This window comes from Streptomyces sp. NPDC057702, from assembly GCF_042799315.1.
Classification (GTDB): Bacteria; Actinomycetota; Actinomycetes; order Streptomycetales; family Streptomycetaceae; genus Streptomyces.
In genome coordinates, this window is the sequence record NZ_JBHVJC010000003.1 from 206,938 (window position 1) to 224,748 (window position 17,811).

A 17,811-nucleotide genomic window follows, 5' to 3' on the forward strand; every position below is an offset into this window, starting at 1 on the left:
GATTCCGCGTCCGGCGGACCGGGCTTCGAGGAGGGGAAGACGTTATGCGCCACGCCGACCGAGGCGACATTGATGGCGGGGCGACCCACCACCCGCGGTCGGCGCCCAGACTCTACGTCCTCGACGGGCTGCGGCTCGTCGCGGCTCTCATGGTCGTCCTCTTCCACTACGTCGCGCTGTACGGCGGCTGGGAGAACAACCCGCGCGCGGTCTTCCCCTCGCTGCACTCCTACGCCCGCTACGGCTGGCTCGGCGTCGAGGTCTTCTTCCTGATCAGCGGGTTCGTGATCTGCATGAGTACCTGGGGGCGCTCGCTCGGTGACTTCGTGGTCTCCCGGGTCTCGCGCGTCTACCCCGCGTACTGGGCGGCGGTGCTGCTGACCGCCGCCGTCGTCACGGTGTGGCCGCAGGTGCGCGACGTGGACGGGTGGAGCGAGGTGTTCACCAACCTGACCATGCTCCAACAGGGCCTGGGCGTCTCCGACGTGGACGGCGTGTACTGGACGCTGTTCATCGAGCTCAAGTTCTACGCGCTGTTCGCGGTGGTGGTGGCCACCGGTGTGACGTACCGCAAGTGCGTCATGTTCTGCGGTATCTGGACGGCGGCGGCCGTGATCGCGCCGACGGCGGACAACACGCTGCTCGACATGTGGGCCATGCCGCTGTACTCGCCGTACTTCGTGGCCGGCATCGCCTTCTACCTGATGCACCGCTTCCGGCCCACGGCGCTGCTGTGGGGCATCGTGCTGGTCTCGCTGCTGCTGGCCCACCACCACCTCAGCGAGCGGATCTCCGACAACCTGGCCAACCCCGAGCACCCGATCGCGCACTGGCCCGCGCACCTGATCGTGCTGGCCGCCTTCGGGGTGATGGCGCTGATCGCGCTCGGCGCCTTCGACCGGGTGCGCTGGCGCTGGCTGGCCACGGCCGGGGCGCTGACGTACCCGCTGTACCTGGTGCACATGTACATCGGCCTCACCCTGATCCACTGGCTGCGCGGGCTGCTGCCGGCGCCCTACATCGTGCTCGCGGTGGTGCTGGTGATGCTGGTGGCCGCGTACGCGCTGCACCGCCTGGTCGAACGGCCGCTGGGCAGGTGGCTGCGCGGGGCGATGCGCCGGGGCATCGACGACATGCGGCGCTACTCGGCCCCGCGCCCGACGACCGGCGAGGCCGACCGGCCCGCGGCGGGCGAGAGCGGCCGGGCGGCGGAGGCGGGCGAGGTGGCCCCGGAGCGGGCGCTGGCCGTCAGCGCCGGCCAGGTCGCCGGTCAGGAGTCGCTGGCGGGCACCGAGCGCCCGGTGCGCGAACGCGTGTGAGACCGGCGGGGCCGCGACCAGGGCGCCCGGCCGAGGCCCGTGAAGGGGCTTCGGCCGGGCGCCCGGCCGTTCTCAGCGCGCGTGCGCGTCGTCGTGGGGCGGTTGGGTCGGCCGCTGGTACGTGGACGAGGGGTCGGGCCGCGACGGGGGCGCGTAGGGCTGGTCCGCCGTCGACGGGTACGCGTACCGCTCGGGTTCGTACGGGTGGGCCTGGTACGGCTGCGGCTGGTGCGCGTACGGCTGGTGCGGGGCGTGGGCGTACGGCGGGGCGGCGGGGGCGGTGTGGTCGTGCCCTCGGCCCCGGCCCGAGCGGGCGGGCCACCAGGTGCCGCGGCCCAGGAGCGCGGCGAGCGCCGGCACCAGCACGATGGAGAGGACGAACGCGGAGAGCATGATGCCCAGGGCCGTGGCGAAGCCGATCTGCTGGGTGGAGGGCACCGCGTTGACGGCCAGGCTGCCGAAGGAGGCGGCCAGGACGACGCCGGCGGTGGCGATGGCGGGCGCGGTGTGTCGCACGGCGCGGGCCACGGCGGCGCGGGCCGGGCCGGGGCGGTCCATCTCCTCACGGATGCGGTCGCTGATGAGGATGTTGTAGTCGGTGCCCAGGGCGACCACGAACAGGAACAGCACCAGCGGCAGGACGAAGTTGACGCCCGGCTTGTCGAGCAGGTGCTGGAAGAAGAGCGTGGAGGCGCCCAGGGTGGCGGCGAAGCCGAGGCCGACGGCGAGCATCAGCATGGCCGGCGCGAGCAGGCTGCGCAGCAGCATGAGCAGGATCAGGGAGATCAGCACGGCCGCGACCGGGAAGACGATCCGCAGGTCGTGGTCGACGGCGGTGGAGACGTCCGCGAAGATCGCCGCCGTGCCGCCGACGTGGGCTTCCAGCCCCTTCGGGGTGTGCTGGGCGACGGCGTCGCGCACCGGCCCCGAGACCAGGTCGCGGGCCTGCTGGCTCTGGGTGTCGACGGTGAGGTACAGATCGAGGCGGGCGGCGTCGCGCTCCTTGTTCAGCTCGGTCCTGCCGACCTGGCCGACGCCCTCGACCTTGGCCAGCGCCCGGGGCAGCGCGGCGATCCGCTCGGGCGTCAGGCGCTGGCCCTCGGGCACGGTGACGTAGACCGTGGTCGGGTCGGAGACGCCGGCCGGCAGGGCGCGGGAGACCTCCTTGGCGGTGACGGCAGCCGGGGTGTCCTGGTCCCCGCCGCTGGTGTCGAAGTCCATCCGGATGCCGACCAGCCCGGCCGAGAGCGCGCCCAGCAGCGCGACGGAGGCCAGCACCAGGGCCAGCGGGCGGCGGGCGACGAGGTCGCCGACGCGCGCGGAGAGCCCCGCGCGCGGCTCGCGCTTCAGCGCCCGGGAGGGCCAGAACATCTTGCGCCCGCACACCGCGAGCAGCGCGGGCATCAGCGTGAGGCTGGCCAGCAGCATGACCAGGACGGAGACGGCGATGGAGGGGCCGAGCACCCGGAACTGTCCGAAGCTGGCGACGGCCAGCGTCGCGAAGGCGGCCACGATGGTCAGGGCGGCCGAGGTGATCGCGGTGCCCACCCGGGCGCTGACGTCCCCGGCGACGGCCCGGGCCGGCAGGTCGGGATGGGCGCGCAGCTGTTCGCGGAAGCGGAAGAGCAGGAACAGGAAGTAGTCGATGCCGATGCCGATCAGCACCACGCCGATCATGCTGGGCGTCCCGGTGTCGAGCTTGATGCCGGTGAGCATCGCCGCGCCGACGACCGCGCCCGCCGCCGCGCCGCCCACGATGACGACCGCGAGCAGCGGGACGAAGGCGGCGAGCACGCTGCGGAAGACCAGCACGTTGATGAGGACGATCAGGCCCATCATCACCATGCCGACGATCTTCTCGGTGTCCTCCTGGGCTTCGCCGGTGTCGACCAGGTCGGCGAGGCCGCCGGTGAAGCCGGTGCGCAGGCCGGCCTCGGCGAACTCCTTCCTCGTGTCGTCCCGGAACGCGCGGTAGAGGTCCTGCATGCCGGGGTCGGTGGAGTTGCCGGTCAGTTGCGCGGACAGCAGCTCGAAGGCCCGGTCGGGGGCGACCATGGCGGGGCTGATCCGGGGCGTCTGGGTGTAGTCCTTGGCCAGGAAGGCGGGGCCGTCCGACGACTCGGGCATCTCGACGCGCCGGCCGGCCAGCTCCTTGGCGACGCTCGCCACGCGCCGCTCGTCGGCGCCGGTCAGGGGCTTGCCGTCGGTGCGGGCGACGAGCACGGTCACCGCGTTGGCGTCGGGCTTGACGTCGAACCGCTCCTCGGCGACCTTGAGTGCCGCGGCCGAGTCGTACTTCGCCGGCAGGAAGTCGCCGCTCTGGGACTGCGTCACGCGGTAGATCAGCGCCTGGCTGAGCAACGTCAGGAAGATGCCGACCACCGCCCACAGGGCGATGACCTTCCACGGGTTGCGGGTGGAGAACCCGGTCAGGGCCCGGATCACGGTGGCCTCCGATGGTGAGGGAAGTGCCGAGGTCTCCCGGCCGTCTCCAGCTCACCAGCGCCCGGGGCCCGAATCGTCCGAGTACGGGACGAGAATCGACCTGGGAGCGGGGGCCGGGCGGGTCCGCTGACCAGGACCGTGGTCCCAGGGCGGGGTCCGCTCGGCGGACGGCCGAGGACCCCGGGACCGGTGACAAAATGGGCTACACAGCACAGCCGTGGCGTACCGAACGAGGTCGGCCGGGCCCTGTGAAGGGAAGAGCGACATGTCGACAGCACGCCGTGACTTTGGCGCCCCGGCGGCGCCACCGGGCGGCGACGGCCTGCCCTGGACGCGCAACGACGCCCTGGTCGCCGTCGCGGTGGGCGTGGTCGACCTGCTCGGGTTCACCATCACCACCCAGACCGACCTGGGGCGCGTCCCGGTGCTCGGCTGTCTGCTGGTGGTGGGCGCCGCCGTGCCGCTGTTGGCACGGCGCCGCGCCCCGCTGCTCACGCTGGCGGCCGTGCTGCTGATCGGGCTGACCCTCAACATCGCCGTACCGGTCCCCCAGCACTTCAACGCCTCGGCCGCGATCGCCCTCTACACCGTGGCACGGGCCCGGCGGCCGGCGGTGACGGCGGTCGCCGCGCCGGTGACCGTGGTGGTGACGCTGATCGCGCACAACACCTGGCCGCGTCCGAGCCTGGTGGACACGCTGGCCAACGTGGCGGCCGGCGGGCTGGTGCTGATCGCGGCGGCCGTGATGAACCACTGGCAGCGCGACCAGGTGGCCCGCCGGCAGGCGCTCACCGACCGGGCGGTGGCCGAGGAGCGTCGGCGCATCGCCCGGGAGCTGCACGACATCGTGGCGCACCACATCACCACCATGCAGCTCATGGCCGGCGGCGCGCGGGCCAACCTGGGCCGGGACCCGGAGGTGGTCCGGGAGGCGCTGGTGACCCTGGAGGGCTCGGGGCGGATGGCGCTGCGCGAGATGCGCCAGCTCCTGGACGTCCTGCGGGCCGGCGACGAGGCGGAGGAGGAGCCGACCGCGCCCCAGCCGGGCGTCGGCGACCTGGAGCGCGTCGTGGCCGAGTCGTGCCGGGCCGGGTTGCCGGCCGTGCTCGACGTGCGGGGCCCGGAGCGCCCGCTGCCGCCGAGCGTGGGGCTGACCGTGTTCCGCATCGTCCAGGAGGCGCTGACCAACGCGCGCAAGTACGCGGGGGACGCGCGGGCCCGGGTGCGGCTGACGTACGAGCCGGGCGGGGTCGCGGTGGAGGTGGCGGACGACGGCGAGGGCGTGGGCGCGGACTACCCGGCGGGGTCCGGGTACGGCCTGGTCGGCATGCGGGAGCGGGTCGTGTTGCACGGCGGGACGTTGGAGACGGGGCCTGGCGACGAGGGGGGATTTCGCGTGTGGGCACGGCTGCCGCTGACGGCGGACGAGGGGGCGCTGCGATGAGCGTGGGTGGACACGAGCCGGCGATCAGGGTGCTGATCACCGACGACCAGCCGCTGGTACGGCGCGGGTTGGCACTGATCCTCACGCCCGACCCGGCCTTCGAGGTGGTGGGCGAGGCGGGTGACGGCGCCGAGGCGGTGGCTCTGGCGCACGAGCTGCGGCCCGACGTGGTCGTCATGGACATCCGCATGCCGGTCCTGGACGGGGTGGCCGCGACCGAGCGGCTGGCCCGGGAGCTGCCCGCCTGCCGGGTGCTGGCGCTGTCCACCTTCGACATGGACGAGTACGTGGTGGCCGCGCTGCGCGCCGGCGCGCACGGGTTCCTGCCCAAGGACATCTCGCCGGAGGAACTCGTCACGGCGGTGCGCGTGGTGCACACCGGGGAGGCGGCGGTGGCGCCCCGGCTGCTGACCCGGCTGATCTCGACCTACGTACGGGCCCCGCACCGCCCGGAGCCGCCCGCGCTGACCGTGGGCGAGCTGACGCCGCGCGAGCGCGAGGTGTGGCGCCTGATCGCGACGGGGCTGGACAACGCGGCGATCGCGGCGGCGCTGGACATCAGCGTCTCCACCGTGAAGAACCACATCACCAGCGTGTTCGGCAAGCTCGACGTGCGCGACCGGGCCCAGGCGGTGATCGCCGCGTACGAGACGGGGCTGGTCGAGGCGCGCGGCGGACGCTAGCCCGACTCCGCCGGGGGCCGGGATCGGGGCCGGTCGGGGGTCGGCGTGGGCGCGGGGCTCGGGGTCTGGGTCGGGGTCTGGGTCGGCGTGGGCGCGAGATCGGCCGGGTGGGTCGGCTGGCGCCCAGCCGGGGCCCGGGAGGTGGCCGGCGGCCCGAGGGCCCGCGCTGGCTCAGGCCGGTTCCAGGCGTACCTGGACCGGGCGTCCGTGCACGGTGCGCACGCTGAGGACCGTCTCGTCACCCCGCACGCGCGCCCGGGACCACTCCCCCGCCGCCAGGCGCCACCGCCCGCGCAGCCGCACCCGCAGGGTGTGGGCGCGGCTGGGGTGGGTGAGCCAGGGGCGGGAGTAGGGGCTCCAGTGCCCGACGTACCGGTCGCCCGCGTACTGGTCCGGGTCCCGGCCCTCGTACAGCCGCAGGTCCGGGTCGGTGACCGACAGGGCGAGCGCGTCGGGGCCGTCGGCGCGGCACAGCAGCAGCGCGGGGGTGTCCACGGCGCGTACGACACCGCCGTCGGTGTCCAGCCCGTCGGTGGGGGTGAAGACGGCGTAGCCGGTCAGGCCGGTGGCCCGGTCGGTGACGACGTGCGCGGCGTCGTCGGCGCGACGCACCGTGTACGGGGCGCTGGCGGGGCGGGCCATCTGGCGGGTGAAGTCGGCCATGGTCTGCGGGGTGGCGCCGACGACCATGGCGTAGGAGTAGCGCGCGGTGTGCGGGGCCCGACCGTGGCGCAGCCAGGCGGTCGCGAAGTCGCCGTGGGTGGGTGCCCCGTTGCCGTGCCGGCGGGAGTGCTGGGTGGTGCGGGTCAGCGCGAGGCGCTGACCGGCCGGGACGTAGTAGCCCAGGCCCTTGTCGTCCACCAGCCAGGTGTCGGCGGCCAGCGGCCGGTCGGGGTGCTCGTAGGGGAAGGCGGTGACCGGTTCGGGGTCGCCGAGGTAGGTGGGCGCCCCGGGGTGGGCCAGGTGGGTCTGGAAGAGGGTGGTCTCGGTCTCGTGCTCGCGGTCCTGGTTGCCGATGCCGGTGCCCAGTGCGATGACACGGTGGTCGAAGAGGAAGACGGAGATCCGGGCCCGGTGGGTCGCGTCGTGCTTGGGGTGTTCGCGCAGCCGCATGGCGAACAGGGCGTTGCGCCCGTCGATGGTGTGCCCCCCGGCGAACGCCTCCTCGCTGAGCAGCATCTCCTCGATGGTGCCGGTCAGGTCGGCCTTCAGCGCCTCCCACGGCTTGTGTTGCGTGGTGGTGCCCGGGCGGCGGTTCCAGTCGTAACCCTCCTGCTGGAAACCGCTGGCGCGGTTGGTGACGGGAACGCCCCGGTGCAGCACGTGGATGTGGCCGTAGGTGTTGTAGCGGCCGTACCAGTTGGCGCCCTCGTACACCTCGGTCGACCACAGGTAGCGGTTGTGGCCGCGTACCACCACCTGCCAGTCGTCCCGCCGCTGCACGGCCAGCGCCGCGTAGTTGTACGCCCACGCCCCCGACGGCGCCGGCTCGGCGCGCACGCCGGCCGCCGTCAGGCGCGCGGCGACCGCGCGCTGGGCCTCGGTGGGGCGCGCGGGCAGCAGGCGCAGGAAGGCCGCGCCGACCTCCGCGTCGATGGCCTCGCGCCCGTCGGGGGTGCCGGCGAGGGCCAGCCACTGGTACGGGGTGGGGACCAGGCCCGTGGTGCCCTCGGGCTTGCGACCGCTGAGCGGGATCGGCCAGTGCAGGGTGTTGGCGACGATCCGCAGCGTCAACACGGCCTGGCGCAGGGCCCGGTGGGCCTCGGTGGTGACGCGGAACGGGCCACGGCTGAGCAGGTAGACGATGGGCGCGCAGCCGGCGAACCCGTCGCGCGCGTAGTCGGGATAGAAGCCGACGTGGTGAAAGGTGGTGCCGTCGGTCTTGAGTCCGTCCTGGATGCCGTCGGTGGGCAGCAGGTAGCGGCTGAGCCAGTCGCTGAGGGCGCGCAGATGGCCCACCTGGCGGGCCTCACCCTCCTGGAGCAGGGCCACGGCGAACATGCCGCGCACGGTGGTGTTGAGGATGTCCGCCGTGGAGCCGTGCCCGTTGCGGAAGTCGAAGCCACGGCGGAGCCGTCCAAGGCCCGACAGCCAGGTCAGGTCGGCCCGCACCGCTGCCAGCAGGCCCGCCGCGCGCAGCACCTCGCGCATCAGGACGACCGAGTCGTAGTAGCCGACCACGGCGAAGCCGAGGTGGTGGACGGTGCCCTGGCAACTGCCGTACGTCCAACCCAGTTCGCGCAGCCGCCGCACGACGCGTACGTAGAGCGCGCCAAGGGCGGCGGCGTGCGCCGACCCGGGGGCCGCCGCGTCGTGCGCCTGGGCGATCGTCCGCAACAGCCCGGTGACCTCCTTGAGGTCGGCGGCGCCCACGTAGGCGGTCAGATCGGTGGCGATCTCGGGCGGGTAGATCTGCCCCTGGAAGGAGAACACCGCCCGCCCCTCGGTCAACTCAACGACCCTGTCGGTGAGTTGACGTACGTACGCGTCGGTGACCGGCGGCCCGCCGGACAGGTAGTCGTCGCGGTAGCGGCGTTGGACGGTACGCAGCCCGGCGCGTTCGGCGGCGGTCGGTGGCGGCGCGGCGATGGGGTGGCGGGTCAGCAGCCGGTCGAAGAGGTGGAGCGCCTGCCAGTGCTGCTGGTCCCAGCCGTCGCCCTCGATCCCGATGTGGTCCACCTGCGCGTCACGGCAGGGCGCGTCGGGCCGCAGCGCGACGTTGAGCAGGATCTGGTCGAGCCAGAGCGTGCCGGCGCGGCGCGGGGCGGTGACCCGGCAGGTGTCCATGTCCCGGCGCGGGCGGCCGTGCAGGTCGTAGGCGTACCGTGGCCAGGCCGTACGCCAGCCGGTGAAGTCCAGCCGGAAGTCGAACCAGCAGTCCGTCCGCTCGCCCCGCCCGAACGCGAACCGCACCGCGTCGTCCGAGGCCCGCTCGTTGTGGATCCACACCGCGAACGTGTCCACGGTGCCCTGCCACGCCTGGTCGGCGAGCGGTTTGGCGCGGTACGGGTCAGGGGCCCAGGCCAGGTCGGCGCTGATGGTGAACTGGGCACCGGGGCCGTGGTCCCACCGCAACGCGCGTCGCCCGCAGACCGAACCGTGCTCGCCGCCGATGGACAACACGCTGCCGGGCCCGGCGGTGAACGCCTCCGGCACGGCGCTCTCCAGCAGGAACGCCGGCGGGGTGAGCGCCAGGGCGCGCTCTTCCAGGGATTCCGCGCGTGCGGCGGCGGTGGTCGCAGCCCGGCCGGTGGGCCCGCCGGCTGTGGGCGCTGACGCGTGCGCCGCCGCGAGGCTCGCCGGGGCGAACGGGAGCAGGGGCGCGGTGTGTGTCGCGGCCGTGCCGGTGGCCGCGACACCGTAGGCGAGCAGCCTGCGCCGGGTGACTTTGCCGCGTTCGGCCTTGGTCCCACGCTCCATGGGGGATTCCTTCCGTCGCCGGCCGGTGTGCGGCCCTGGTGCCCCCGCTCCTCGATTGTGAGGCCGAGGGGGCGGGCGGGCACAGGGTGCGTGGCGGGCGGGCGGCGGGGGCCTGGACCGGGGCACGACGAAGGCCCCCATCATCCAGACGGGGGCCTCTCACGTGCGGTTTCCGAGCGTACGTGCTGACGTCGGGGCCTCAACCGCTGACGAAAGCTCCGGCTTTGACGGCGGAGACGAACGCTGACCAGGCCGGCGCGGCGAAGACCAGCGCCGGACCGTTGGGGTCCTTCGAATCACGAACCGGTACGGCACCGGGGTAGCCGTCGGCGACCTCGACGCATTCACCGCCGGGCTCGCCGTTGCTGTAACTGGACTTCCGCCAGCACGACACGGCGGACGCGTCAGGAATCATGTTCATGCTCATACTCTTTCAGGTAACTGCGGACCATGTCGATAGATTCGTCCTCGGGCAGTGCCTGCGAGCGTGCCTTGTCGAAACGTTGGGTGAGTTCGAGTACGCGCTGTGGCGACTCGATGGGGTGCCCCGTGGCATAGCTCTCGACATACGCGATCGTGGTCCCGTTGGCGAGCGTCAGCAGGCTCAGACTGCCACCCAGCAACGGATGCTCTCCCTGCGTGAACGGCAGCACCTGCACCGCGACGTGCGGTGACTGAGCAACGGTGAGCACGGAGTGAAGCTGGCTCCTCATACACCCAAACCCTCCCACCGGGCGTCGAAGAGCGGCTTCGTCCATGATGGCCCAGTAGAAAGGCTTCTCCGTCTTCTCGAACACCATCTTGCGTGCCATGCGCGCGGCGACCAAGGCTGCGATCTGCTCCGCCGACTCCCCGGGAAGTGACGCACGGAAGAGTGCCTGTGCGTAATCCTCGGTTTGCAGGAGCCCCGGAATCAGACTGCTGTTGAACACCTGGATACGGGAAGCGACTTCTTCGCCTCGCGCAACCATTTTGCCGTAGTCGGGAATAGCGAGTTCCCTTGCTGTGGCGAGCAGTTCGACGAACAACTCATCCGTGTCGAAGTACGCGTCCAACGCCTCCGCCAGCGTCTGCGACGGCAGTTGCTCGCCGCGCTCCACTCGGCTGATGTACGAGTGCGGATAGTGCACCGCGCTGGCCAGGGCGCGTTGCGAGACCCCCGCCCGTTCGCGCAGGCGCCGCAGGCGTCGCCCGATCAGGACCTGAGGTGTGAGTCTGCCCTCGTCCTCGTTGTTCAGCTCCATTGATGAAAACCCCAAATCCGTGTCACCAGTTGCCCGTTGGTGACATGTGATGTGTGCGCGAGTACGTCTCTTCGGCAAGAGTGGTCACCGTACCGGGAAATCCCTTCCCAGCAAGGCGCTTAGCCCGATCGAGTGACATAGACGCGCGCGTTCCGAGATCGCGGAGAAATGGGAACCACGGGTCACTAAATGACACGTCGCGTGGCGCGACGAACAACGCGACGAAACAAGTCGGGAGGCCGAGAGAGGCCAGGCACAGCGGGGGCGGACGACCACGCGCCACCAGCCGCCGATTTCCCGCTTCGCGCGCCCACGCACGACGACTCACGCGGCCACAACCCACCAGCCCGCTCCGCCCCCACACTCCCTCCGCACCCCCCGCCAGCAACCCCGGTCGCGGCCGGGGGCCTGTCCGTACCCGGAGATAGGTCGCCCCATGGATCTGCTCGTCGTCGACTGGGACTACTTCTTCCCGACTCCCACCGCCGGAGGGCCACTTGGCGATCACCCCGAGCTGTACGCCTGGCCGGTACGGGAAGACGCGGTGCACGTCGAGGCGATCTGGCTCAAACGCCTCCGGGCCTTCGAGGATGCCGGAGTCACGCTCCCCCGATGCCAGCGGTACGAGGGCTTCTGGAACCGCTTCACCATCGCGCCCGACGCCACCGTCTTCTACGTCGACTCGAACGCCTGGGCCTCCCAGGTCTTCCCCTCCGACCTCCGATGGGCGGATATGGGCGAAGGGCCCATCGCTCGAGCGGGAGCTTCCTCGCGTCCTGGCCTGATCATGGCGCTGAAACCAGTCGGTCCCTTGACGCCGGTGTCTCTCCGAGGCGATGTTCGTGCGACAGGTCGCAGCTGACTCCACGCGGGAGAGGTAGCCATGTCCCTACTGTTCTTCGGCAAGGACCCCAACACAGATGGCGACGAGTGCCCGACGGTGCTGGTGGATGATCGGAATGCTGATCTCGTGTTCCAGGGGTGGAAGGGTGACGAGGAGACCAGGGGCATGGCCCAGGAGTTTGGACACCTGCCGGACACCGAGGGCATCATTCGCCTTCCGGCCCGTATGGTGCCGCAGATCCGAAAGGCGTGCGATGCCGCAGAACAACTCAGTGCCAACCTTCACTGAGATGCTGGCCGACTGCCACAAGTCGGCCGTTCACCTAGAGATGCGCGACGCTTACGCCATCGCGGCTGAGGCGGACGAGTTCGAAGCGTGGAAGGCAGGTGACGACGGTGGCCGAAACGACCGTACGGGGCGTCGTAGCGCCTGGCTCAGCACGGTGCGAAACGCCACTGCTCGTGGCGTGCGGTTCCGGCGAGCGCGGGTCGTCTCGGAACCCGTGTCGGAGTACATCCGGTTCGAGCACGCGGGAACGCACCTGAACATCGAGGCCGGCGAACAGATTCGCTGGCTCTCCAGGCGACGGGCTTCGGACATCCCTCTGCCGGGAAACGACTTCTGGCTGTTCGATGATCGCATCGTCCGCTTCAACCACTTCACGGGCGAGGGCGGATCGGGCGGCCCCGAGGTGGTTGACGAGCCTCCCGTAGTAGAGCTGTGCAGGTCCGCGTTCGATGCCGTGTGGGAGCGAGCCACTCCTCACGAGGAGTTCGAGGTCAAGTAGCAAGCACGGATACACAGCCAGCCCATGTCTTCCTCACCCCTGTCGAGCGTCGAGGGCGCCAGGAAGTCGGTTTCTCACCGGCTCCGCGACCTGCGCAAAGACGCGGAGTTGACGATGCAGGGGCTGGCCGACCTGTGTGGCTGGAACAAGTCAAAGGTCTCCCGGATCGAGTCGGCGAACCAAACGCCGAAGGACGCCGACATCCGAATCTGGTGCGTCGCCTGCGGCGCACCAGGGCAGACCGCTGACCTGATCGCCGCCTCTCGCGATGCGGAATCCATGTACGTCGAGTGGCGCCGGCTGCAGCGCACCGGGCTACGCCACCTCCAGGAGTCCGGGGTGCCGCTCTACGAGCGCACTCGACGCTTCCGGATCTACGCCACCCGCGTCATGCCCGGAGTTCTCCAGACACAGCACTATGCCCGCGCGCTGATGTCCACGATCGCTACCTTCCGAGGCATCCCCGACGACTCCGAAGACGCCGCGCGAGCGCGAGTGGACCGCGCCCAGGTGGTGTACCAGGGCGGTCGCAGCTTCGCCTTCGTCATCGAGGAAGACGTTCTCTACAAGCGCCACGGCAGTCGGGACACCATGGCTGCTCAGCTCGAGCACCTCCTGTATGTACTCCCCTTGCCGAACGTCTCGCTCGGTGTAGTTCCTCGCGCGGCGGACCGGCGCACGGTGTGGGGCCAGGAGACGTTCACGATGTTCGATGACACGCGGGTCGTCGTGGAGCTGCTGACAGCCAAGGTCACCGTGACGCAGCCGAGTGACATCGCCACCTATGCCCGCGCGTTCGCGGAACTTTCCCAACAGGCCGTCCACGGCACACGCGCCGCGGCACTCATTCGTGCCGCGGTTGACTCCCTCGGCTAAGTCGCTCGCAACACTTCGCAACATCGTGGACCGGGGCCATCCCGCTTCCATACCTTCACATCACAGCGCACGGACGACTGTTGAAGGTGGCGAGGCGATGGCTGCGACGATCAGTGGAAGCACGACCCGGCCCCCCGAGCCCGGCGGACCCCCCTCAGGGAAGCCGCGACGCTCGTCACGGTGGAGTCTCCGCCCTCCTCCCAGGCGAAGGTCGATGGCCTCTTCGAGTCCGGCGGGGCCCGCACCTCGTGTAGCGCATGACGTCGGGGCCCAACGGGGCCAGGGTCTCGCACTTCATCGGCCGTACTGACACGGCTACGCGGGCCGAGATCGCGCCCCAGCCCATGAGCCGCGCCGCCGGTGCAGGCAGGGGACAACCTTCTGCCCCTCTGTGAGCAACCCCCGGGCGTTTGGCAACAGCCGTCATCCTCACGTGCGTCCTCGCCTACGCGATCACGCGTACACGAATTCCCGCCCCGGCCGGTCCAGGGCCGAGGCGGGTCGCAGGTGCACGACCGCCAAGGGAGGCACCCTTGGCCGCGCTTGAGGAGGCGAAAGCCCGTGACTCTCAAGGAAGCACTGCTCCGTCAGGCTACCGCGCAGGGCGGCGACGAGGACGCCGATAACACCGACATCGAAGACGGTGACGGTAAGGGCGGCAGCGGCTCGCCCGGCCACTGACCGCTGAATCACCTGATGGGCCCCCGGTCGCGGCCGGGGGCCTGTCCGTACCCGGAGATAGGTCGCCCCATGGATCTGCTCGTCGTCGACTGGGACTACTTCTTCCCGACTCCCACCGCCGGAGGGCCACTTGGCGATCACCCCGAGCTGTACGCCTGGCCAGTACGCGAAGACGCGGTGCACGTCGAGGCGATCTGGCTCAAACGCCTCCGGGCCTTCGAGGATGCCGGAGTCACGCTCCCCCGATGCCAGCGGTACGAGGGCTTCTGGAACCGCTTCACCATCGCGCCCGACGCCACCGTCTTCTACGCCGACTCGAACGCCTGGGCCTCCCAGGTCTTCCCCTCCGACCTCGGCGGCTCCGGCCCCTGGCGGAGCATCCACCTGTACGACGCCCACCACGACTGCGGGTACAAGCGGAACGACCGCAGCTTCGAGGACTGGAAGATCGGGGTCCTGTCCGGGGGCAAGAGGATCAGCGCCGAGAACTGGTTACTCGCCCACTACTGGAACGGCTCACAGGTCTTCGTCCACTTCCCCCCGTGGCGCGAGTCCATGGCGCGGCCGACCGAGGAACCGCTGATTCCCGTCAGCATGCGCATCGACACCGGCGACGCGCCCGAGGCCACCTTCAGCGCGGTCTTCCTTTGCCGCTCTGGTGGGTGGGTACCGAGTTGGTGTGACGACCAGTTCGCGGAGTTCCTGAGCTCGTGCCCGGCCGTCCCTGTCGAGGTCGTGGGAAACGAGTGGACACAGCCACGGGACAGCGTGGAGAAGATGCAACGACTCTGGGAACGGCTCAGAGGAGTGGGCAGCCAGACATCTTCATGAACGAGCCCCCCAGTCCGCCCGTCAGCCGACCCTCTCCCCGCGTGAACGGCGACACCTGGACGACGAGCTCACCCCGCTCCGTGTCGATCACCGCGATCAGGCCGAGGAGGGACGTCGGCGATCACCGTAGGCCCGCCCCGCACAGACCTCGGCCTTTATTGACCGAACGTTCTCGATCGGGCTAGGGTCGTCGCGTGGCCAGGACCAAGGAATTCGATCCGGATGCCGCGCTGCAGGCAGCGCTTGAGCTGTTCTGGCGGCGGGGTTACGAGGCGACCTCGATGGCCGACCTCGTGACACACCTCGGCGTCGCGCGGGCCAGCATCTACGCGACCTTCGGCGGCAAGCGCGAGCTGTACGCCAAGGCGCTGGAGCGGTACAGCGAGCAGCACGGGCCGGACCTGGTGGAGGAGTTGTCCCAGCCGGGGCCCGCGCTGCCGGCCGTGCGGGCGGTGGTGGGGCGGTTCGCCGCCGAGGCGGCGACCGACGACGAGCGACGGGGGTGTTTCATCACCAACACCGCGATCGAGCTGGCCCCGCACGACGTGGCGATGGCCCGGCGGGTGGGGGCGAGCTGGGACTCCATCGAGACGGCGCTGACCTCGGCGTTGATCCGGGCCAAGGCGCAGGGCGAGTTGCCGCCTGAGCGCGATCCGCGCGCCCTCGCCCGCATGCTGCTGGTACTGCTCCAGGGGCTGCGGGTGATGGGCCGGTCCATCGACCAACCCGGCCGGCTCGCGGACGCGGCGGCCCAGGCCCTGGCCCTGCTCGACCCGGCGGAGTCCACGACCAGCTGACGTCGCGCGACGCGGCGAGCGCCGACACGGCCGTGCCACCCCACGCGGCCACCCCCGTCGACGCGCGGGCTCCCCCACGCCACGGCCACCGCCGCGCCCCCACCTCCACCGCGAGGCCCGGCGCCCGCGTGCGCCGTACTCTCACACACCCTCATTCAAGACCGATCGATCTGCAATTGACGGTGTGCTCGCGGAGCACACCCTCACGAAGGAGTCATCTCATGACCGCACGCTTCGCCGGCAAGACCGCGCTCGTCACGGGGGGCGGCACCGGCATCGGGCGGGCCGTCGCCCTGGGCCTGGCGCGCGAGGGGGCGCGGGTGGTGGTCGCGGGCCGCTCGGCGCAGCCGCTCCAGGAGACCGTCGCCCTGGTCGAGCAGACGGGAGGCACCGCCGCGGCCGTCACGGCGGACGTCACACGGGCGGCCGACGTGGAGCGGCTGGTACGGGAGACGGTGGAGCGGTTCGACGGGCTGCACGTCGCCGTCAACAACGCCGGCCTCATCCTGCCCCCGACGCCCGCCGCCGACCTGGCCGAGGAGGACTGGCGGCGGGTCGTGGACGTGAACCTGACGGGCGTCTGGCTCAGCCTCAAGCACGAGGTGCTGCACATGCGCGCGCACGGTGGCGGCGCCATCGTCAACATCGCCTCCCGGCTGGGCGCGCACTCGCGCCGCCGCAACATGGCCGTCTACGTCGCCAGCAAGGCCGCCGTCAGCGCGCTGACCCGCAACGCCGCGCTGGACCACATCGGCGAGGGCGTTCGGATCAACGCGGTCAGCCCCGGTTCGACGGACACCCCGATGTCCACGCTGCCGGGCGAGAGCCCGGAGGCGAAGGCCGAGCGGATGCGCCAGCAGGTGCCCAACGGCCGCGTGGCCCGTACCGAGGAGATCGCCGCCGCGGTGCTCTACCTCGCCTCCGACGACGCGGCCTCCACGGTCGGCGCGGACCTGGTCGTGGACGGCGGCTCCACGGCCTGAGTCGCCGGGGCGGGCGGGCCGGCCCGCCCCACGCCGGCCGCCACCACGCCGGCGCCGGCGGGCCCCCCGCTGGCGCCGGCCGGCGAACCCACCTCGGCCGGGGCCCCGCCCACCGGTGCCACCCCCCGTTCCCGCCGTGCCGCCAGCCACACGTACACCAGGACGCCGGCGAACAGGAACAGCACGCCCTGGTAGACCGCCGCGTAGCCGGCGCCGGCGACCAGCCACAGGGAGAAGCCGAAGGCGGTCAGGGCCAGGAGCGCGTCGCGGGTCAGGCGGGCGGGGCGGACGCGGTCGCGCTGGCCGGAGAGGAGGAAGAAGAGTTGGGCGGCGGTCGCCAGGAGGTAGGGGACGGTGGCCGTGAAGGTGGTGACCAGGACCAGCGTCTCGAAGGCGCCGCCGGTGCCCAGGGTGTGGCCGGCGATGGTGAGCAGGGACGCCAGTACGGTGCCGACCAGCACTCCCGTCGTCGGTACGCCGCGCCGCTTACGGAGGAACACCGCCGGGAAGAGGCCGTCGCGGGCCGCCGCGTACGGCGCCTGGGCGCTCATCAGCGTCCAGCCGTTGAGCGCGCCGGTCATGGAGATCAGCGCGGCGCAGGCGATGGCCACTCCGCCCCAACCGCCGCCGAACATGGCGTCCACCGCGTCCGAGAACGGCGCCGTGGAGTGCACCAGGTCCGCGTGGGCGACCGTGCCGAAGACGGCGAGCGTGCCCAGCAGGTAGACCAGCGCCGCGCCGAGGGTGCCGAGGACGGTGGCGCGGCCGACGTTGCGGCGCGGGTCACGTACCTCGCCGGCGCTCATCGCCGCCGACTCCACGCCCAGGTAGCTGAACAGCAAGATGGCGGCGGCGGCCGAGACGCTACCGGTCAGGCCCTGGTCACGGGCCTGGAAGGGGCCGAGGTTGGCCGGGTCGAAGAAGACGAGGCCGCCGACGGCGACCAGCAGCAGTGGCGCGAACTTGAGCACGGTCGAGACGAGTTGCACCGCGCCGACGTAGCGGGTGCCGGCCAGGTTGGCGAGCGCGGGCAGCCACAGGACGACCAGCGCGGCCAGCACGCTACGCCAGGTCGCGCCGTGCACCGGGACCAGGACGTCCAGGTAGCCGACGGCCGCGACCGCGAGGGCCGCGTTGCTGACCCAGGTGGTGATCCAGTAGCTCCAGGCGGCCAGGAAGCCGGCGAAGTCACCGAAGGCGGCCCGCGCGTACACGTAGGGCCCGCCGGTGCGCGGGTCGCGCTCGGCCAGCCGCCCGAAGACCAGGGCCAGCGCGAGCGCGCCCGCGCTGAGCACCACGAAGGCGACCAGGCTGACCGTGCCGTACGGGGCGACCAGGGCGGGCAGCAGGAAGATGCCGCCGCCGATGATGTTGCCCATGACCAGGGCGGTCGCCGTGGGCAGGCCGAAGCGGCGGGAGTGCCGGTCGCGCATGGGGGGTGTGCCTCTCGGGGTGCG

Annotated in this window: 15 protein-coding genes; 10 read left to right on the top strand and 5 right to left on the bottom strand. The window is 71.6% G+C overall.

Going from position 1 to position 17,811, the window contains the following annotated elements:
- Positions 1–44 precede the first annotated feature (44 nt).
- Positions 45–1,319 (top strand): acyltransferase family protein, encoded by a 1,275-nt coding sequence (locus ACFVFR_RS03220; protein ID WP_383697586.1) that lies wholly within the window; start codon positions 45–47, stop codon positions 1,317–1,319.
- A 72-nt stretch (positions 1,320–1,391) separates the two neighbouring features.
- On the opposite strand, the gene ACFVFR_RS03225 is transcribed toward ACFVFR_RS03220, so the two are convergent.
- Positions 1,392–3,764 (bottom strand): MMPL family transporter, encoded by a 2,373-nt coding sequence (locus ACFVFR_RS03225; RefSeq protein WP_383697588.1) that lies wholly within the window; start codon positions 3,762–3,764, stop codon positions 1,392–1,394.
- A gap of 265 nt (positions 3,765–4,029) precedes the next feature.
- Between ACFVFR_RS03225 and ACFVFR_RS03230 the strand changes: the two genes are divergently transcribed.
- Together ACFVFR_RS03230 and ACFVFR_RS03235 are read left to right on the top strand one after the other, a co-directional pair.
- On the top strand, positions 4,030–5,208 hold the full coding sequence (locus tag ACFVFR_RS03230) for a sensor histidine kinase (RefSeq protein WP_383697590.1): 1,179 nt from the start codon (positions 4,030–4,032) through the stop codon (positions 5,206–5,208).
- The gene (locus ACFVFR_RS03235) at positions 5,205–5,891 is read left to right on the top strand and encodes a response regulator (RefSeq protein ID WP_383697592.1); all 687 of its coding nucleotides are present in this window, start codon (positions 5,205–5,207) and stop codon (positions 5,889–5,891) included. The genes ACFVFR_RS03230 and ACFVFR_RS03235 overlap by 4 nt, the downstream gene beginning before the upstream one ends.
- A 171-nt stretch (positions 5,892–6,062) precedes the next feature.
- Here ACFVFR_RS03235 and ACFVFR_RS03240 read toward each other — a convergent pair whose 3' ends face one another.
- From ACFVFR_RS03240 to ACFVFR_RS03250, 3 genes are all read right to left on the bottom strand, one after another.
- The gene (locus ACFVFR_RS03240; protein WP_383697594.1) at positions 6,063–9,311 is read right to left on the bottom strand and encodes a chondroitinase family polysaccharide lyase; all 3,249 of its coding nucleotides are present in this window, start codon (positions 9,309–9,311) and stop codon (positions 6,063–6,065) included.
- A gap of 199 nt (positions 9,312–9,510) precedes the next feature.
- Positions 9,511–9,738 carry a DUF397 domain-containing protein gene (locus ACFVFR_RS03245; protein ID WP_383697596.1) on the bottom strand — a complete coding sequence of 76 codons (228 nt, stop codon included), beginning with the start codon at positions 9,736–9,738 and terminating at the stop codon, positions 9,511–9,513.
- On the bottom strand, positions 9,716–10,555 hold the full coding sequence (locus tag ACFVFR_RS03250; RefSeq protein ID WP_383697598.1) for a helix-turn-helix domain-containing protein: 840 nt from the start codon (positions 10,553–10,555) through the stop codon (positions 9,716–9,718). Before ACFVFR_RS03250 ends, ACFVFR_RS03245 begins: the two co-directional genes overlap by 23 nt.
- Before the next feature lie 436 nt (positions 10,556–10,991).
- Here ACFVFR_RS03250 and ACFVFR_RS03255 point away from each other — a divergent pair, with 436 nt between their 5' ends.
- The 7 genes from ACFVFR_RS03255 (at position 10,992) to ACFVFR_RS03285 (ending at position 16,354) form a co-directional block, all read left to right on the top strand.
- The gene (locus ACFVFR_RS03255; protein ID WP_383697600.1) at positions 10,992–11,417 is read left to right on the top strand and encodes a hypothetical protein; all 426 of its coding nucleotides are present in this window, start codon (positions 10,992–10,994) and stop codon (positions 11,415–11,417) included.
- Between the two features lie 21 nt (positions 11,418–11,438).
- Positions 11,439–11,687, top strand: a complete 249-nt coding sequence (locus ACFVFR_RS03260) for a hypothetical protein (protein WP_383697601.1) — start codon at positions 11,439–11,441, stop codon at positions 11,685–11,687.
- Positions 11,653–12,186: a DUF6879 family protein gene (locus tag ACFVFR_RS03265; protein WP_383697603.1), complete on the top strand. Its 534-nt coding sequence runs from the start codon at positions 11,653–11,655 to the stop codon at positions 12,184–12,186. Before ACFVFR_RS03260 ends, ACFVFR_RS03265 begins: the two co-directional genes overlap by 35 nt.
- A 24-nt stretch (positions 12,187–12,210) precedes the next feature.
- On the top strand, positions 12,211–13,062 hold the full coding sequence (locus ACFVFR_RS03270) for a helix-turn-helix domain-containing protein (RefSeq protein WP_383697605.1): 852 nt from the start codon (positions 12,211–12,213) through the stop codon (positions 13,060–13,062).
- A 750-nt stretch (positions 13,063–13,812) separates the two neighbouring features.
- A complete protein-coding gene (locus tag ACFVFR_RS03275; RefSeq protein ID WP_383697607.1) occupies positions 13,813–14,574 on the top strand; it encodes a hypothetical protein in 762 nt (253 codons plus the stop codon).
- A 194-nt stretch (positions 14,575–14,768) separates the two neighbouring features.
- Positions 14,769–15,371, top strand: a complete 603-nt coding sequence (locus tag ACFVFR_RS03280) for a TetR/AcrR family transcriptional regulator (RefSeq protein ID WP_383697609.1) — start codon at positions 14,769–14,771, stop codon at positions 15,369–15,371.
- Positions 15,372–15,592: 221 nt separating this feature from the next.
- A complete protein-coding gene (locus ACFVFR_RS03285) occupies positions 15,593–16,354 on the top strand; it encodes an SDR family NAD(P)-dependent oxidoreductase (RefSeq protein ID WP_383697611.1) in 762 nt (253 codons plus the stop codon).
- Here ACFVFR_RS03285 and ACFVFR_RS03290 read toward each other — a convergent pair.
- Entirely contained in the window at positions 16,282–17,787 is a 1,506-nt protein-coding gene (locus ACFVFR_RS03290) for an amino acid permease (RefSeq protein ID WP_383697613.1), read from the bottom strand. The two genes, ACFVFR_RS03285 and ACFVFR_RS03290, sit on opposite strands and share 73 nt — an antisense overlap.
- Between the last annotated feature and the right edge of the window lie 24 nt (positions 17,788–17,811).

What these genes read in the sequence shown, in the direction of transcription:
- ACFVFR_RS03220 (WP_383697586.1), top strand. Translation starts at nt 45, where the DNA reads ATGCGCCACGCCGACCGAGGCGACATTGATGGCGGGGCGACCCACCAC.
- ACFVFR_RS03230 (WP_383697590.1), top strand. Translation starts at nt 4,030, where the DNA reads ATGTCGACAGCACGCCGTGACTTTGGCGCCCCGGCGGCGCCACCGGGC.
- ACFVFR_RS03235 (WP_383697592.1), top strand. Translation starts at nt 5,205, where the DNA reads ATGAGCGTGGGTGGACACGAGCCGGCGATCAGGGTGCTGATCACCGAC.
- ACFVFR_RS03240 (WP_383697594.1), bottom strand. Translation starts at nt 9,311, where the DNA reads ATGGAGCGTGGGACCAAGGCCGAACGCGGCAAAGTCACCCGGCGCAGG.
- ACFVFR_RS03245 (WP_383697596.1), bottom strand. Translation starts at nt 9,738, where the DNA reads ATGAGCATGAACATGATTCCTGACGCGTCCGCCGTGTCGTGCTGGCGG.
- ACFVFR_RS03250 (WP_383697598.1), bottom strand. Translation starts at nt 10,555, where the DNA reads ATGGAGCTGAACAACGAGGACGAGGGCAGACTCACACCTCAGGTCCTG.
- ACFVFR_RS03255 (WP_383697600.1), top strand. Translation starts at nt 10,992, where the DNA reads ATGGATCTGCTCGTCGTCGACTGGGACTACTTCTTCCCGACTCCCACC.
- ACFVFR_RS03260 (WP_383697601.1), top strand. Translation starts at nt 11,439, where the DNA reads ATGTCCCTACTGTTCTTCGGCAAGGACCCCAACACAGATGGCGACGAG.
- ACFVFR_RS03265 (WP_383697603.1), top strand. Translation starts at nt 11,653, where the DNA reads ATGCCGCAGAACAACTCAGTGCCAACCTTCACTGAGATGCTGGCCGAC.
- ACFVFR_RS03270 (WP_383697605.1), top strand. Translation starts at nt 12,211, where the DNA reads ATGTCTTCCTCACCCCTGTCGAGCGTCGAGGGCGCCAGGAAGTCGGTT.
- ACFVFR_RS03275 (WP_383697607.1), top strand. Translation starts at nt 13,813, where the DNA reads ATGGATCTGCTCGTCGTCGACTGGGACTACTTCTTCCCGACTCCCACC.
- ACFVFR_RS03285 (WP_383697611.1), top strand. Translation starts at nt 15,593, where the DNA reads ATGACCGCACGCTTCGCCGGCAAGACCGCGCTCGTCACGGGGGGCGGC.
- ACFVFR_RS03290 (WP_383697613.1), bottom strand. Translation starts at nt 17,787, where the DNA reads ATGCGCGACCGGCACTCCCGCCGCTTCGGCCTGCCCACGGCGACCGCC.